The organism is Rhodococcus sp. NPDC059969 (genome assembly GCF_042738325.1).
Lineage (GTDB): Bacteria > Actinomycetota > Actinomycetes > Mycobacteriales > Mycobacteriaceae > Rhodococcus_F.
Genome location: NZ_JBHWUF010000001.1, coordinates 510,276 through 525,771, shown reverse-complemented (window position 1 = coordinate 525,771; position 15,496 = coordinate 510,276). Strand labels below are relative to the sequence as shown.

10 protein-coding genes are annotated in these 15,496 nt (G+C 63.6%); 7 read left to right on the top strand and 3 right to left on the bottom strand.

Features of this window, described 5'->3' with window-relative positions:
• Positions 1–138: 138 nt before the first annotated feature.
• From gltB to ACFWAD_RS02435, 3 genes are all read left to right on the top strand, one after another.
• Positions 139–4,737, top strand: a complete 4,599-nt coding sequence (gene gltB, locus ACFWAD_RS02445; protein WP_378541099.1) for a glutamate synthase large subunit — start codon at positions 139–141, stop codon at positions 4,735–4,737.
• Positions 4,730–6,181 carry a glutamate synthase subunit beta gene (locus tag ACFWAD_RS02440; RefSeq protein WP_378445324.1) on the top strand — a complete coding sequence of 484 codons (1,452 nt, stop codon included), beginning with the start codon at positions 4,730–4,732 and terminating at the stop codon, positions 6,179–6,181. Before gltB ends, ACFWAD_RS02440 begins: the two co-directional genes overlap by 8 nt.
• Positions 6,182–6,364: 183 nt before the next feature.
• On the top strand, positions 6,365–7,261 hold the full coding sequence (locus tag ACFWAD_RS02435; protein WP_378541096.1) for a cutinase family protein: 897 nt from the start codon (positions 6,365–6,367) through the stop codon (positions 7,259–7,261).
• On the opposite strand, the gene ACFWAD_RS02430 is transcribed toward ACFWAD_RS02435, so the two are convergent.
• The gene (locus ACFWAD_RS02430) at positions 7,262–7,816 is read right to left on the bottom strand and encodes a DUF732 domain-containing protein (protein ID WP_378541094.1); all 555 of its coding nucleotides are present in this window, start codon (positions 7,814–7,816) and stop codon (positions 7,262–7,264) included.
• Positions 7,817–8,028: 212 nt separating this feature from the next.
• Between ACFWAD_RS02430 and ACFWAD_RS02425 the strand changes: the two genes are divergently transcribed.
• On the top strand, positions 8,029–8,901 hold the full coding sequence (locus ACFWAD_RS02425) for a hypothetical protein (RefSeq protein WP_378541092.1): 873 nt from the start codon (positions 8,029–8,031) through the stop codon (positions 8,899–8,901).
• Between the two features lie 149 nt (positions 8,902–9,050).
• Positions 9,051–9,776, top strand: a complete 726-nt coding sequence (locus tag ACFWAD_RS02420; RefSeq protein ID WP_378541089.1) for a hypothetical protein — start codon at positions 9,051–9,053, stop codon at positions 9,774–9,776.
• A gap of 1 nt (position 9,777) precedes the next feature.
• Here ACFWAD_RS02420 and ACFWAD_RS02415 read toward each other — a convergent pair whose 3' ends face one another.
• Positions 9,778–10,680 (bottom strand): SDR family NAD(P)-dependent oxidoreductase, encoded by a 903-nt coding sequence (locus ACFWAD_RS02415; protein ID WP_003943614.1) that lies wholly within the window; start codon positions 10,678–10,680, stop codon positions 9,778–9,780.
• 71 nt (positions 10,681–10,751) lie between these two features.
• On the opposite strand from ACFWAD_RS02415, the gene ACFWAD_RS02410 reads away from it, so the two are divergent.
• Both ACFWAD_RS02410 and ACFWAD_RS02405 read left to right on the top strand, forming a co-directional pair.
• Positions 10,752–11,042, top strand: coding sequence for a putative quinol monooxygenase (locus ACFWAD_RS02410; RefSeq protein ID WP_003943546.1), 291 nt, complete (start codon positions 10,752–10,754; stop codon positions 11,040–11,042).
• 174 nt (positions 11,043–11,216) lie between these two features.
• A complete protein-coding gene (locus tag ACFWAD_RS02405) occupies positions 11,217–12,836 on the top strand; it encodes an ABC transporter substrate-binding protein (RefSeq protein WP_378541087.1) in 1,620 nt (539 codons plus the stop codon).
• 75 nt (positions 12,837–12,911) lie between these two features.
• Here the strand turns inward: ACFWAD_RS02405 and ACFWAD_RS02400 are convergent, their stop codons facing one another.
• Entirely contained in the window at positions 12,912–15,224 is a 2,313-nt protein-coding gene (locus tag ACFWAD_RS02400) for a pyruvate dehydrogenase (protein WP_378541084.1), read from the bottom strand.
• Positions 15,225–15,496 lie beyond the last annotated feature (272 nt).

Below are 15,496 nucleotides of genomic sequence, written 5' to 3'. Positions count from 1 at the left end.
TCGCGTCTGCGCAGGGCGGCTACTTCGGTGGTACCGAACACATCGTCGTGTCGGTGCTTTGAAGGACTTGCATTGCAAGTTGATGGCCATCAGCGCTGCTGGTCGTCGGTGCATCTTTATGGCATACGAAGGCTGGGTATGAAGCAACTTCCAGGCCCCCAGGGCCTCTATCACCCGTCCAATGAGCACGACTCCTGTGGAGTCGCATTTGTTGTTGACATGCATGGTCGCCGCAGCAGGGACATCGTCGAAAAGGCGATCACCGCTCTGGTCAACCTCGAGCATCGCGGCGCTGCCGGATCCGAACCCAACACGGGTGACGGTGCGGGCATTCTGCTGCAGGTTCCCGACAAGTTCTTCCGAGCTGTCGTGGACTTCGCGCTGCCCGCCGAAGGCGCGTACGCAACCGGTATCGCATTCCTCCCGCAGGGCGACGCCGATGCACACGAGGCTGCTGCTGCAGTCGAGAAGATCGTCGTCGAAGAGGGCCTGAAGGTTCTCGGCTGGCGCGAGGTCGGAACCGACGACTCATCGCTGGGCGCACTGGCGCGCGACGCGATGCCGACGTTCCGTCAGATCTTCATCGGCTCCGAGGGTGACAAGTACACCGGCATGGATCTCGAGCGTCGTGCATACGTGGTGCGTAAGCGCACCGAGCACGAACTCGGCTCCGAAGGCGCCGGCAAGGGTGGCCCGGGTAGCGAGACCGTGTACTTCCCCAGCCTGTCCGGCCAGACGTTCGTCTACAAGGGCATGCTCACCACCCCGCAGCTCAAGGGTTTCTACCTCGACCTGCAGGACGATCGTGTCGAGAGCGCACTGGGCCTGGTCCACTCGCGCTTCTCCACCAACACGTTCCCGTCGTGGCCGCTGGCGCACCCGTTCCGCCGGGTCGCTCACAACGGTGAGATCAACACCGTCACCGGCAACGAGAACTGGATGCGCGCTCGCGAGTCCCTGATCGACAGCGACGTCTTCGGTGGCCGCGAGAACCTGGACAAGATCTTCCCGATCTGCACCCAGGGCGCCAGTGACACCGCTCGTTTCGACGAGGTGCTCGAGATGCTGCACCTCGCCGGCCGCAGCCTGCCCCACGCAGTTCTCATGATGATCCCGGAAGCCTGGGAGAAGCACGAGAGCATGGACCCCGCTCGTCGGGCGTTCTACGAGTACCACTCGGCTCTCATGGAGCCCTGGGACGGACCGGCGTCGGTGTGCTTCACCGACGGCACCGTCATCGGCGCCGTGCTGGACCGCAACGGTCTGCGTCCGTCGCGTCTGTGGATCACCGAAGACGGCCTCGTCGTCATGGCGTCGGAGGTCGGCGTCCTGCCGATCGATCCGTCCACCGTGGTCCGCAAGGTCCGCCTCCAGCCGGGCCGCATGTTCCTCGTGGACACCGCGCAGGGCCGGGTCATCAGCGACGACGAACTGAAGTCTGAACTCGCTGCCGAGCACCCGTACCAGCAGTGGATCGACGAAGGTCTGATCCACATGGACGACCTGCCGGACCGCCCGTACACGTACATGTCGCACGAGCGCGTCGTGCTGCGTCAGCAGCTCTTCGGTTTCACCAGCGAAGAGGTCAACCTGCTGGTCAAGCCGATGGCACTCTCCGGTGCCGAGGCACTGGGCTCGATGGGTACCGACACTCCGATCGCCGTGCTCTCGTCACGTCCGCGGATGCTGTTCGACTACTTCTCGCAGCTCTTCGCTCAGGTCACCAATCCGCCTCTCGACGCGATTCGTGAAGAGGTTGTCACCAGCCTCGGCGCGACCATCGGCCCCGAGGGCGACCTGCTGCACCCGAATGCGGACTCCTGCAAGCAGATTGCGCTCCCGCAGCCGATCCTGCACAACGACGATCTGTCGAAGCTCGTTCACGTCAACGACGACGGCGAATTCCCTGGCTTCCGCAGTGTCGTGATCCGCGGCCTGTACCCGGTCAAGGAAGGCGGCGACGGTATCCGTCGTGCGCTCGAGGGCATCAAGTACCAGGTCTCGCAGGCAATCGAGGGTGGCGCACGCATCATCGTGCTCTCGGACCGTGAGTCCACCGAGGACTACGCGCCGATCCCGTCGCTGCTCCTCACCTCGGCTGTGCACCACCACCTGGTTCGTGAGAAGTCGCGCACCAAGGTCGGCCTCATCGTCGAGGCCGGCGACGCCCGCGAGGTGCACCACATGGCGCTCCTCATCGGCTTCGGTGCCGCAGCGGTCAACCCGTACATGGCTTTCGAGACCATTGACGAGTTCCTACAGAACGGTGAGCTCGAGGGTCTGACCCTTGAGAAGGGCATCGCGAACTACATCAAGGCAGCCGGCAAGGGTGTCCTGAAGGTGATGTCCAAGATGGGTATCTCGACGCTCGCGTCGTACACCGGTGCTCAGCTGTTCCAGGTCATCGGTCTCTCACAGGAGCTGACGGACGAGTACTTCACCGGTCTGCAGTCGCAGCTCGGTGGCATCGGCCTCGACCAGATCGCAGCCGACGTCCAGGCACGTCACGCCGTTGCATACCTCGATCGCCCCGAAGAGCGCGCTCACCGCGAGCTCGAGGTCGGCGGCGAGTACCAGTGGCGTCGTGAAGGCGAGTACCACCTGTTCAACCCGGACACGGTCTTCAAGCTCCAGCACGCAACTCGCACAGGCCAGTACGAGGTGTTCAAGGAGTACACGACCTTGGTCAACGACCAGTCGGAGCGCCTTGCCGCTCTGCGTGGTCTGTTCGACTTCAACATCGGCAAGCGGCCGTCGATCTCGATCGACGAGGTCGAGCCGGCGAGCGAGATCGTCAAGCGTTTCTCGACGGGTGCGATGAGCTACGGCTCCATCTCGGCCGAGGCTCACGAGACTCTCGCGATCGCGATGAACCGTCTGGGCGCTCGCTCCAATTCCGGTGAGGGCGGCGAGAACCCGTCGCGCTTCACGCCGGACGAGAACGGCGATCTGCGTCGCAGTGCCATCAAGCAGGTCGCGTCGGGACGCTTCGGTGTCACCTCGCACTACCTGAGCAATTGCACCGACATTCAGATCAAGATGGCGCAGGGAGCCAAGCCCGGTGAGGGCGGCCAGCTTCCGGCTCACAAGGTGTACCCGTGGGTGGCCGAGGTTCGGCACTCCACACCTGGCGTCGGCCTGATTTCGCCGCCGCCGCACCACGACATCTACTCGATCGAGGATCTCGCTCAGCTGATCCACGACCTGAAGAACGCCAACCCGCAGGCCCGCATCCACGTGAAGCTGGTCTCCGAGGTCGGCGTCGGAACCGTCGCTGCCGGTGTCTCCAAGGCACATGCCGACGTCGTTCTGATCTCCGGTCACGACGGTGGCACCGGTGCCACCCCGCTGACCTCCGTCAAGCACGCGGGCGCACCGTGGGAGCTCGGCCTCGCCGAGACCCAGCAGACGTTGCTGCTCAACGGTCTTCGTGACCGCATCGTCGTGCAGGTCGACGGCCAGCTCAAGACGGGTCGCGACGTCGTCGTTGCTGCCCTGCTCGGCGGCGAGGAGTTCGGTTTCGCCACCGCACCGCTGGTGGTCTCGGGCTGCATCATGATGCGCGTCTGCCATCTCGACACCTGCCCCGTCGGTGTCGCGACGCAGAACCCGTTGCTGCGTCAGCGTTTCAGTGGCAAGCCGGAATTCGTCGAGAACTTCTTCATGTTCATCGCCGAAGAGGTTCGCGAGCTTCTCGCGGAACTCGGTTTCCGCACGCTGCTCGAAGCGGTCGGCCAGGTCGACATGCTGGACACCAAGCGCGCCCTCGAACACTGGAAGGGAAGCAAGGCAGGCAATCTCGATCTGTCGCCGATCCTCACCCAGGTCGAGTCCGCGTTCATGGACCAGGACGTCCACTGCACCGGCACGCAGGATCACGGTCTCGACAAGGCGCTCGATCAGCAGCTGATCGTCTCGGCCCGCAACGCACTCGACAAGGGTGAGGCGGTCTCCTTCGAGTCCGCGATCACCAACGTCAACCGCACCGTCGGCACCATGCTCGGCCACGAGGTCACCAAGGCGTTCGGTGGAGAGGGCTTGCCCGAGGGCACCATCGACATCACGTTCACCGGTTCCGCCGGTAACAGCTTCGGTGCTTTCGTGCCCAGCGGTATGACCCTGCGCCTGCACGGCGACGCCAACGACTTCGTCGGCAAGGGCCTCTCGGGTGGACGCATCGTCGTACGCCCGCCGCTCGATGCAGCGGAAGGCTTTGTCGCCGAGGACAACATCATCGGTGGCAACGTCATCCTGTTCGGCGCCACCAGTGGCGAGGCTCTGCTTCGCGGTGTCGTCGGCGAACGCTTCGCAGTCCGTAACTCCGGCGCCACTGCCGTCGTCGAGGGTGTGGGCGATCATGGTTGCGAGTACATGACGGGTGGAAAGGTGGTCATCCTCGGAGCCACCGGACGTAACTTCGGCGCCGGCATGTCCGGTGGCGTCGCGTACATCTACAACCCCGACAAGGCATTCGAGAAGAACCTCAACACCGAACTGGTGGACCTCGAGGATCTTTCGGGCGACGACTTCACCTGGTTGAAGGGCGCTATCGAACGTCATCGCGACGAAACCGGCTCCGAGGTTGCCACACGCATCCTCGCTGACTGGTCGCAGCAGGTGGGTCACTTCGCAAAGGTGATGCCCCGCGACTACAAGAAGGTTCTTTTGGCCATCGCGGCCGCAGAGAAGGATGGCAAGAACGTGGACGAGGCAGTTATGGAGGCAGCTCGTGGGTGATCCAAGCGGCTTCCTGAAGCACACGTCGCGCGAACTTCCGGTTCGCCGGCCGGTGCCGTTGCGCCTGCTCGACTGGAAAGAGGTCTACGAGGAGTTCCCGAAGGAAACCCTCAAGACCCAGGCCAGCCGTTGCATGGACTGTGGAATTCCTTTCTGCCACAACGGTTGCCCTCTCGGAAACTTGATTCCCGAGTGGAACGACCTGGTCTACAAGGACCACTGGCACGACGCCATCGAGCGTCTGCACGCGACCAACAACTTCCCGGAGTTCACCGGTCGTCTGTGCCCCGCACCCTGTGAGGCGTCCTGTGTCCTGGGCATCAACCAGGATCCGGTCACCATCAAGCAGGTCGAGGTCGAGATCATCGACAAGGCCTTCGACGAAGGGTGGGTCAAGCCGGTTCGCGCCGCGCACGCCACCAACAAGAGGGTCGCAGTTGTCGGCAGTGGTCCGGCTGGTCTGGCTGCAGCGCAGCAGCTGACCCGCGCCGGTCACGCAGTGACGGTCTTCGAGCGGGCAGACCGCATCGGCGGCCTGCTGCGCTACGGCATCCCCGAGTTCAAGATGGAGAAGCGGCACATCGACCGCCGTCTCGAGCAGATGGAAGCCGAAGGCACCGTCTTCAAGACGAACGTCAATGTCGGCGTGGACATCACCGCGGACGAGCTGCGCGAGCAGTTCGACGCAGTGGTTCTGGCCGGCGGCGCCACCGCTGCTCGCGATCTGCCGATCCCGGGCCGCGAGCTGGACGGCATCCACCAGGCGATGGAGTTCCTGCCGATCGCCAACCGCGTGCAGTTGGGTGACCTCGACGCTCCCACCATCACCGCTGAGGGCAAGAAGGTTGTCATCATCGGCGGCGGCGACACCGGAGCCGACTGCCTCGGCACCTCGCACCGCCAGGGCGCAGCCAGCGTCCACCAGTTCGAGATCATGCCGCGTCCGCCGGAGACTCGCGCCGAGCAGACTCCGTGGCCGACGTATCCGCTCATGTTCCGCGTGGCTTCGGCTCACGAGGAGGGCGGCGAGCGTCTGTTCTCCGTCAACACCGAGAACTTCGTCGGTGAAAACGGCAAGGTCACCGGACTCAAGGCTCACGAGGTCGAGATGAAGTCGGGTCGCTTCGAGAAGGTCGAGGGCTCGGACTTCGAGCTCGAAGCCGATCTCGTGCTCCTGGCCATGGGCTTCGTCGGTCCCGAGAAGCCGGGTCTGCTCACCGATCTCGGTGTCGACTTGAACGAGCGTGGCAACGTCGCCCGCACGTCGAAGTGGAACACCAACGTCGACGGCGTGTTCGTGGCCGGCGACATGGGCCGCGGTCAGTCCCTGATCGTCTGGGCCATCGCCGAGGGACGTTCCGCAGCAGCGGCTGTGGACACCTACCTCGAGGGTGTCACGGCCCTTCCGTCACCGATCCACCCGACAGCGGCTCCGCAGCGCTAGAGGCTCTTACAAGTCCGCACTCCACCGCAACGGTGGGGTGCGGACTTGTTTCTGCCCGTAATTCGTACGATCTGTAACAAACCTTCATCAATCGTGCATCGGACAGACATACCGCCCAGGCAGTATGATTCCTGAGCATCGACAGTGGTGTAAGGGTTGTTTCAGGTAAATCAGGGGAGTTTCATGCGTGCGAGGCGTCTCGTTGCGGTGTTGTCGGCACTTGCTGCGGCAGTAGTGGTACCGGTTGTCAGTGCTCCCGTGGCGTCGGCTGATCCCTGCCCCAGCCTCTACGTCGTGGCCATCCCAGGAACGTGGGAGCCCTCGGGCACCAGGCCCGGCGCCGGCATGCTCGCCCCGGTGACCAACGGGCTTCCGGACTCGGTGCGCACCGACTACGTCACCTACTCGGCGACGGCGTTCCCCTGGGAGTCCAACGTCTACGCCAGGTCGAAGCAGCAGGCTGTCGACAATGCCCGCGGCATGATCGGCGCCATGGCCGCCTCGTGCGGTGACACTCGCTTCGCCATCGTCGGATACAGCCAGGGTGCCGACGCGGCAGGCGATCTCGCCGCCGAGATCGGAACCGGCATCGGCGTTGTTCCCCCGACTCGCGTGGAGGGCGTCGGCCTGCTGTCCGATCCCCGCCGTTCCGAGTCCGACGTCCTGATCGGACCCGCTGTCGGCGGTAACGGTGCCAGTGGCCCGCGCATCGGTGGATTCGGTTGGCTATCAGGCAAAACGGTGACGCTGTGCGCCGTCGGTGACCTGTACTGCTCGACGCCCAAGGACGATTTTGTGATGCGTCTGGCCGGATTCATGGCTCAGGCGTCCGATCCCACTCCCGCAAGTGCGCTGGCGCTGCGCGACGAGGCCGCCGTGATCGTCAATGATCTGGTGACCGCTGGCGGTCTCCCCGCCCTGATCGCTCAGCTCGATCCGGGCGCGAATTCGCGACGCGTCGATCAGTTGGTCGACTTCTACGGCTCGCAAGTCCACACCGACTACACGCGTTACGTCGTTGACGGCGCGGGCAATTCGGCTACATCCTGGCTGCACGGCTGGTTGGCCGGCAAGGCCTGATCAGCAGTACGTCTGCTGCGCGGTGTCGACGTAGATCTCGGCGATGCGCTGCGAGGACATCGGCGTGATCTGCGAGTACACCTCGCCCACGGAGTTGAACTCCGCCAGCACCTCGGACCGAGGCATGCCGTCTGCAAGAGCCTTACAGGTGCCGTCGGCGTAAAGGATCTCTGCGGAATCCATTCCGGCGGGCGGGATCCCGGCCAGACGCAGAGCGGCGATGTACCGCTGCCCCTTCTCACCGGCGTTCGCGACGATCTCTTCCGGTGACCGGGCGTCGATCGGTGCGTTTGCCGGTGGCGCTACTTTTGCCGGCGGTGCTACCGGTGGCGGCGTCGATTCGACGACGCTCGGCGCGGCTTCCGGAGTAACGGCGAGCGGGCTGGTCGGCAGCTCGGAGAGCGTACTCGGAGCAGTCGAACTCGACGTCGCCGCCACCGTGGTACTGGTAGCAGCAGATGTGGATTCCGCTGCATCGCTGTCGGATTGGCTGCTGCAGCCGCTGAGGAGTAGGCCCGCTGCCGCGACGCAGAGGACCAGTCTGTTCGTGTTCATCACCCGTGAGTGTTACACACCGTACCGCTTAGTTTGTCCGTTTTAAGGAAACTCCCTTTTGCCCTGTTTTTAAGTCGAAGTCCTGTGATATACATCTGTTCAGTTGTTACTTGTGAGTAGGAGCACACCGCAAGACCTTGTCGGCGGCGGTCGAAACACAAGCAATGACTGCGAGTTTCGTCCCCCATCACATAAACGGCAGGGAGAAATCAGTGCAGAAATCTCACAAGAACGGCAACAGACGTCTCGGCACGCGCGTGGCCGTTATTGCAGGTACCGCAGGTGCGGTCCTCGCGTTCGCGGCGCCGATGGCCTCGGCTCAGGATCCGGTCGACAATTCGGTACCCGGTGCCGCAGTGTGTCCGGCTGCTGCCGAATCCTGTGTGTCGGTTGTGGTTCAGAGCGGAACCTTCGACAACAACGGCTTCAACCTCCCGATCGGAAAAGGCGACATGATTATCGCCGCCGAGGCCGGCTCCGGTGAAGGTGAGTCCACCGTTCTACTCCCTCGCGACGACGGACATAACGGTGTTTACTCCAAGCCGTTGACCGTTCCGGGTGGAGTTCTCGGAATCGACCTGCCGTTCGGCAATCTGTTCGGCCTCGCCGCAGTCACCGCCGAGGTGGAGGCGACCGCTGCCCCGATCCTCAACGGCATCATCACCGACATGGATCTGAGCATCCCGGTGCGGATGAAGATCAACAACGCGTTCCTCGGTGACAACTGCTACCTGGGCTCCGCGGCTGCGCCGGTGAATCTCCGTCTCGCGCCTGACCCGTCGGTGGTACCGACCTACACGGTGCTGCCGTCGACTGCGCTGAAGGTGAGCCCGGTTGGGAACGAGGCCACCGGCTTCGCGCTCCCCGCCGCCAGTGGCTGCGGACCGTTCGGAGTGCTGAATCCGATCGTCAACTGGCGAGCAAAGGTACCGGCCACGTCCGGAACCTCGCTCAGCACGATCTCCGACGCCTACCTGTACCCGGGTGGGCTCACCGGTAGCGATCCTCTCGACGATCTCGGCGGCGGAACAGGTTCCAGCGGATCCAGTGGCTCGAGCGGTTCGTCCGGAAGCTCCGGTTCCTGAAAACCTGGATGCCTTGAAGCAGCGGTGGTGACGGAATGTCACCACCGCTGCGGCGTCCGACCTGTAATAACCTGTGCCTCAGGGTGGGCGAAGGCGGACTCCATCAGGAGGACCTGCGCGGCCACGAAATCACAGGGGAGTCCTCAAACATGTTTCGAGACAGCGTTCTTGCCAGTCCGGTCCTGCGTCGGGGTGTGACGGCACTGGCAGTGGCGGCCGCAGCCGCCATGTTTGTCGGCACTGCAGCAACAGCGGAGCCGGCGGCAGTTGTCGGTGAGGTGTCCGCGGACTCCATCGCGGTGGCGCGCACTCAGGCCATCGGAACGACGGTCACCGTCGTGGGAACCGCAACCACACCGTCGGGAGTGTTCGAATCCAGTTTCTACGACAAGGGCTTTGGTCTCCAGAGCGGCAATTCCGGCATCTACATCAGTGATCCGAACAACTCCGGGATTGATCTCGGCGATCAGGTTCGGGTCACCGGAGTCCTCGCGGATCAGGAGGGCCTGCTCGTCGTCCGCCCCACTGCCGTCGAGGTAATCGGTACAGCCACCCAGATCAGCCCGGCGCGATTGCCACTCAATGCAATCGGTGAGGCCAGCGAAGGGCGCCTCGTGACGGTGTCCGGAATCGTGAGCGGACCCGTCGTCGACGATCTGCCGTACGGCCACAAGATCCTGGTCTCGGGCATCGAGGGAAACACCGTCATCTTCGTCAACACCCAGACCGGAATCGATGTCGACGCCATTGCGGTGGGACGCCCGATCACCGTCACCGGTTTCAGTGGTCAGTACGCCAGCACCTACGAGGTTCTTCCCCGTTCGGAAGCCGATGTGCAGCAGGGTTTCACGGGCAGCCTGAGCTTCGGCAGCTGAGCTAGATCTCGAACCGAGCTCCGACGCGCATCGATCCGGGAGACAACCGGCTGATCGTGCGTCCGAGCTTGGCTTCGACGGTGACGGGTACGACGGCTTTGTTCGTACGAACTGCTTTCACGATGGCGCTGGCGACTCGATCAGGCGTGAAGTTTCGTTTGCGGTAGAAGTTGTCGACCTTGGTCTGGTTCTCGAGCTGCTCCTCGGCGGTGGTCCCGGCGAACTCGGTGGTCTTGAGGATGTTCGTGTGAACGAGGCCGGGGCAGATGGTGCTGACGCCGATGCCGTGTGGAAGCAGCTCTGCCCGTAGGCAATCCGAGAGCATGAATACCGCTGCCTTGCTGGTCGAATACGCAGTGAGCGCCTTCTGCGGCGTGTACGCGGCGGCCGAGGACAGGTTGACGACGTGCCCACCTGTTCCCCGGTCGATCATCATCGGGGTGAATGCCCGGCAGCCGTAGACAACTCCCCAGAAGTTGATGTCCATAACGCGTTCGAACTGGCGCTGCTCGGTGTCGGCGAAAGTTCCCGAGAACCCGATTCCGGCGTTGTTGACGACGATGTCCGGTACGCCGTGATGTGCTGCGACCGTCTCCGCGAAACGAATCACGGCCTGTTCGTCGGACACGTCCACCTGATAGGCGTGGGCACCGCCACCGAACACTGCTTCGGCGCCGCCGGCTTGCGAAGGGATGTTTACAAGTGCCGCAGTGTCCTGCGCGCTTTCGAGATTGATGTCGGAGACCACGACGATAGCTCCCTGGGCGGCGAAGGCGAGGGCCGTTTCACGCCCGATGCCGCTGCCCGCACCGGTGATCACCACCAGCGTGCCGGTGAGATCGCGCAGTCGACGCTGCAACTTCGTTCCGCGTCGCCAGCCGGTGACGTCCTTCAGTAGCCCCATTGGTTGCCCTTTTCGTGTGTACGTTTGTGGCGTGTGTCTCTAGCTGACTTCCCCTCTGCGAAAGGTATCCGATGAGCGAGCTTCGTGTAGTTGCAACCATCCCGGCCAAGTCCGGTTCCGAGGACGACGTCCGATCGGCTCTGACCACTCTCGCGGAGGCGAGTCGGTCCGAGGACGGCTGTGTGTCGTACGAACTGTTCGAGTCAGCGGCTGCGCCCGGTACCTTCGTCACGATCGAAACTTGGCGCGGGCAGGAGGAGTTGGACGCTCATATGCAGTCCCCCCATCTGCAGGCTGCACTGGCCGCTGCCGGTCCGCTCCTCGACGGTGCTCCGGCGATCCACCCGTTGAAAGGCGCCTGAATCAGAATGAATTCCTGACCTTCGCTAAGGGCCTGACCTGCGAATGTCGCTGGAAAACTGACCAATCGTCGCGCTTCATTCCACTGAGCGGGACCTGCGACTAATACCTGTGCCTTAAGTCACAAACTGTCTCAACAATGCTTCACATCACAGTTTCTGACCTGGAGGTTTTGAATGAGTCGCAGTTCTCGGCGCGGTCACCGCAAGGTTGCCGCCGTCGCGCTGGCAGTCTCCGCCGGCCTGTTCGTCTCGTCGTGCGCTGACAGCGGGAACGGGGGTGGGAGCGGCGACGCACCGGATTCCGGTTCGGGGTTGTCCATCGGCCCGGTCAACGAGCAGTCCGGCGAGGGTGACGCGGTCAAGGGCGGCACCCTCACGTTCAGCGGGTACTCAGCCGTCACCAATCTCGATCCGGCGAAGACTCAGATCGCCGGTTCGGTCGCCGGTTCGGAGTTGGGCGCCATCTACGACACGCTCCTGCGGTACGACCCGGCATCCAAGGAATTCGTTCCGAAGCTCGCAGCGTCGATGGAGCCGAGTTCGGACTTCAAGACGTGGACCCTCGAACTGCGCGACGGTGTGAAGTTCAGCGACGGGACGCCGGTGGATTCGGCGGCCGTCTCGGCGAGCCTCAATCGCTACGTCACCAACAAGGGACCGCAGTCGAGTCTGTACGCGTCGAAGGTCGCGTCGGTAGACACTCCGGATCCGTCGACGGTCGTCTTCAATCTCGTCGACCCGTGGACCGGTATCGAGTCACTGCTCTCGACGGGCCCCGGCATGATCGTCGCGCCGAGTGCCCAGCAAGGTGATCAGTTCACCCCGATCGGCGCGGGTGCGTTCACCCTCGAGAAGTTCGCTCCCAACGAGGAATTGATCCTCGACGCTCGGGAGGACTACTTCGACGGCGCCCCGAACGTGGACAAGCTGCGGTTGATCAGCATCGTCGGTTCGCAGTCCACCACCGAATCGCTCAAGAGCGGCGGCACGGACGTCGCGTACATGCGTTCGCTACCGAACGTGCTGGATCTGATCGACTCCGGCTACCCGGGCTTCGTCGACATTCCGTCGCTGTCCTACCTGTCGCTGGTCAACACGGCACCCGGTCGTCCCGGTGCCGACGTGCGCATCCGTCAGGCATTGGCACTCGCAACCGATCCCGTCGCACTCGACAACCGACTCAACGAGGGCAAGGGTCTGCCCGGACAGGTCATCTTCCAGGACACCTCCCGCTGGCACAACGACGTCGCTCCGATCGGCGTCGACACCGCCAAGGCGAAGCAGCTTCTCGACGAGGCCAAGGCCGACGGTTACGACGGCAAGATCACATACCTGACGCTGCAGGAGAATTCGGCGCAGGCGATGGCTCTCGCACTGCAGTCGATGGCCAACGCCGTCGGATTCGATTTCCAGATCGAGTACGTCAACTCGGTTGCCGACGTCGTCAAGCGTTTGTACGCCGACCGCGACTTCGACATGGCAACAGGTTCCGCCAGCCTCGCGGAAGCCGATCCGTTCGAGCGTCTGTACTCGAATCTCAAGTCGGGTGGACGGAACAACGCCACGAGCTTCTCCGACCCCGAGATGGATACGCTGCTCGACCAGTTGGGTGTCGCGACGTCGAACGACGCGAAGATCGAGGTGCTCGCCAAGATTCAGGAGCGCGCCAACGAGGTTGTGCCGTGGCAGGTTTACGGCAACACCCCCTGGCTCGGTGTGTGGGGACAGAACGTCCACGGCATTCAGCAGAGCCTCGACGGAATCATGTTCTTCGACAAGGCCTGGAAGAACTGAAGGCCTCTGAAGAACTGAAGAACTGACCAGACCCGAGAAGCGTCCCCGCCGGGACGCTTCTCGGCAACAGAGTGATCAAGAAGTGAGATCGAGGGCGGCGCGGACGATGCTGTCGGAGTCGAGGCCGTGGTACCGGTAGACGTCCTCGAGCGAACCGACCTGACCGAACCGGCTCACCCCGAGCGCAGCGCCCGGGACGTTGTTGATTCCCGTCAGGAACGCGAGGGTGTGCGGGTGACCGTCGAGAACGGTCACCATCGGCGCGGATCGGCTACTCGGAAAGACCTGATCCAGGATCCACGACGGGCCGTCCGCGAGGCCACGCCGAGACTGGAGTGCTTCGAAGAGCAAGCCCGGGCTGGTCACGCACACCACGTCGGCGGAAATGCCTTGCTCGCCGAGTCTTTCGGCTGCAACCAGTGTTTCGGTGACAGTGGCACCCATACCGACCAGAGTGACGGCAGGATCAGGATTGTGTCGCAGTGTGTATGCCCCGGCGACCACCTGACGTCGACGGCGTTCTCGCGCAGCCGGATCGGTCGGTACTGCGGCCAGGGCCTGATCGACCGGACGGGTCGACAGACGCAGGTACGACGAGCTGCCGTCCGGTCGGCCCAGGCGTCCGATGCTGTCGAGGAGCGTCCACTCGACGTCGACGGCAAACGCCGGTTCGAAACTGACGCATCCCGGCTGTTCGAGACCGATGGACGGGGTCTTGATCGACTGGTGCGCACCACCTTCGGCAGCCAAGGTGACGCCCGACGGAGTGCCGACCATGATCGACTGTCCGCCGGCGTAGATGCCGTACGACCACGGTTCGAGAGCCCGCTCGATGAAGGGGTCGTACATCACGCCGATGGGGAAGAGCGGCTGGCCCCAACGACTCCACGTCGCGCCGAGTTCGCCCATCAGTCCGACCAGGTTGGTCTCGGCAATACCGAGTTCCATGTGCTGACCGGTGGGCTTCTCACGCCAGTGCATGATCGTTTCGGCGTCGTCGGCAAACCAGTTGTGCCGCTCGTTGGGGGACCACACCCCGACCTTGTTCAGCCACCCCGCCAGGTTCGTGGTGGAACTGACGTCCGGGCTCAGTGTGACAACACGTTTCGCGGCGTCCGGCGCTTCGCGGCTGAGGTCGAGTAGTACCCGGCCGAGTGCTGCCTGAGTGGTGGACGTGCCGGAGGGCGTACGGCCGATGTCTTTCGGAACTGCCGGCGGCACCAGGTGCTCCACCTTCGGGCGGGCCAGGCGCCCAGCGGTTTCGGCGCAGATACGGCCCGATGGGCTGTCGGCGTCGAACCGTTCCCACGGCTTCGACGGATCCATGCCGAGTTCCGCCGCCAGGTGCTCGTACTGCTCGGTGGTGAGCAGCGACGAATGGTTCTGCGGGTGGCCCTGCGTCGGCAGGCCTCGGCCCTTGATCGTGTACGCGATGATCACGGTGGGGCGGGTGTCGTCGATCTGCGCGTAGGCCTCTCGCAGAGCGTCGAGGTCGTGGCCACCGAGATTGCGGATGGCTTCGAGCACCGTGGCGTCGTCGAGGTCGTTGATCAGCGCCGTGATCGCGTCGGAGTCCGCCGCGTCGCCGGGCAGTCTCAGACGTACCTCGTCGGCCGTGCATCGCAGCAGACGCTGGTACTCCGGATTCGGCATGTCCAGGATTCGTTCGCGCAGCGCGGTGCCGCCGGGCCGGGTGAACAGTGATTCCAGCAAAGCGCCGAACTTCACGGTGATGACCTGCCAGCCGGCACCCGAGAACATGCGTTCCAGGCGAGTTGCCGCGATGTTCGGCACCACCCGGTCGAGTGATTGGCGGTTGAGGTCGACTATCCACACGATCTCACCCAGTTCGGCAACCGAATGATCGAGAACTGCTTCCCACACAGCGCCCTCGTCGAGTTCGGCGTCACCGACGAGGGAGTACTGGCGCCCGGTTCCGGCGCCGCCGAGGGAGGCGTCGACGTACCGACGTGCAATGGCGCCCCAGATGGGAGCCGTCGCACCGATTCCCACCGATCCGGTCGAATAATCCACCGGATCAGGATCTTTTGATCGACTCGGGTAGCTTTGCAGGCCCCCGAACTCGCGCAGAGTCGTCAGGTAGGACTCGTCGAGTTCACCGAGCAGATAATTGATGCCGTGCAGCACCGGAGCCGCGTGCGGCTTGACGGAAACCCGGTCGCCGGAACGAAGTTGGCCGAACCACAGCGACGTCATGATCGAGACCATCGACGCGCACGAGGCCTGATGGCCGCCGACCTTGAGCCCGCTGGGATTCGGCCGAACACGGTTGGCGTGATGGATCATCGCGGTCGACAACCACAGAACGCGCTTCTCGATCTCCGCCAGTGACTCGGGAGCGTTCTTGTTGGTGCTGGGGCTGTTCACGGCCGGTCCTGCCTTCAGTAGTGGACATCGATCACCGCACCGCCTGTACCCCAGATCGTGGGGCCGACGATGTGGTTGTGATGTTTGGCAGGACTTCCTGAGGCCGAACCGTTCGGTGCGGCAAAGTCCAGCCGCACCTGTCGATCTGTTGTGCAGATTCTGCGTCAAAGTCCATCATCGGCATACAGATTGGGCAATAGCTATCCACTGGATTGAGCGATGTGCGCAACACCGAGGGCTGTGTGCCGCAACAGGTGGGCACAATGCGCAGT

Coding starts and splice junctions, on each gene's coding strand:
- ACFWAD_RS02435 (WP_378541096.1), top strand. CDS start 6,365: ATGCGTGCGAGGCGTCTCGTTGCGGTGTTGTCGGCACTTGCTGCGGCA.
- gltB (WP_378541099.1), top strand. CDS start 139: ATGAAGCAACTTCCAGGCCCCCAGGGCCTCTATCACCCGTCCAATGAG.
- ACFWAD_RS02410 (WP_003943546.1), top strand. CDS start 10,752: ATGAGCGAGCTTCGTGTAGTTGCAACCATCCCGGCCAAGTCCGGTTCC.
- ACFWAD_RS02420 (WP_378541089.1), top strand. CDS start 9,051: ATGTTTCGAGACAGCGTTCTTGCCAGTCCGGTCCTGCGTCGGGGTGTG.
- ACFWAD_RS02405 (WP_378541087.1), top strand. CDS start 11,217: ATGAGTCGCAGTTCTCGGCGCGGTCACCGCAAGGTTGCCGCCGTCGCG.
- ACFWAD_RS02430 (WP_378541094.1), bottom strand. CDS start 7,816: ATGAACACGAACAGACTGGTCCTCTGCGTCGCGGCAGCGGGCCTACTC.
- ACFWAD_RS02415 (WP_003943614.1), bottom strand. CDS start 10,680: ATGGGGCTACTGAAGGACGTCACCGGCTGGCGACGCGGAACGAAGTTG.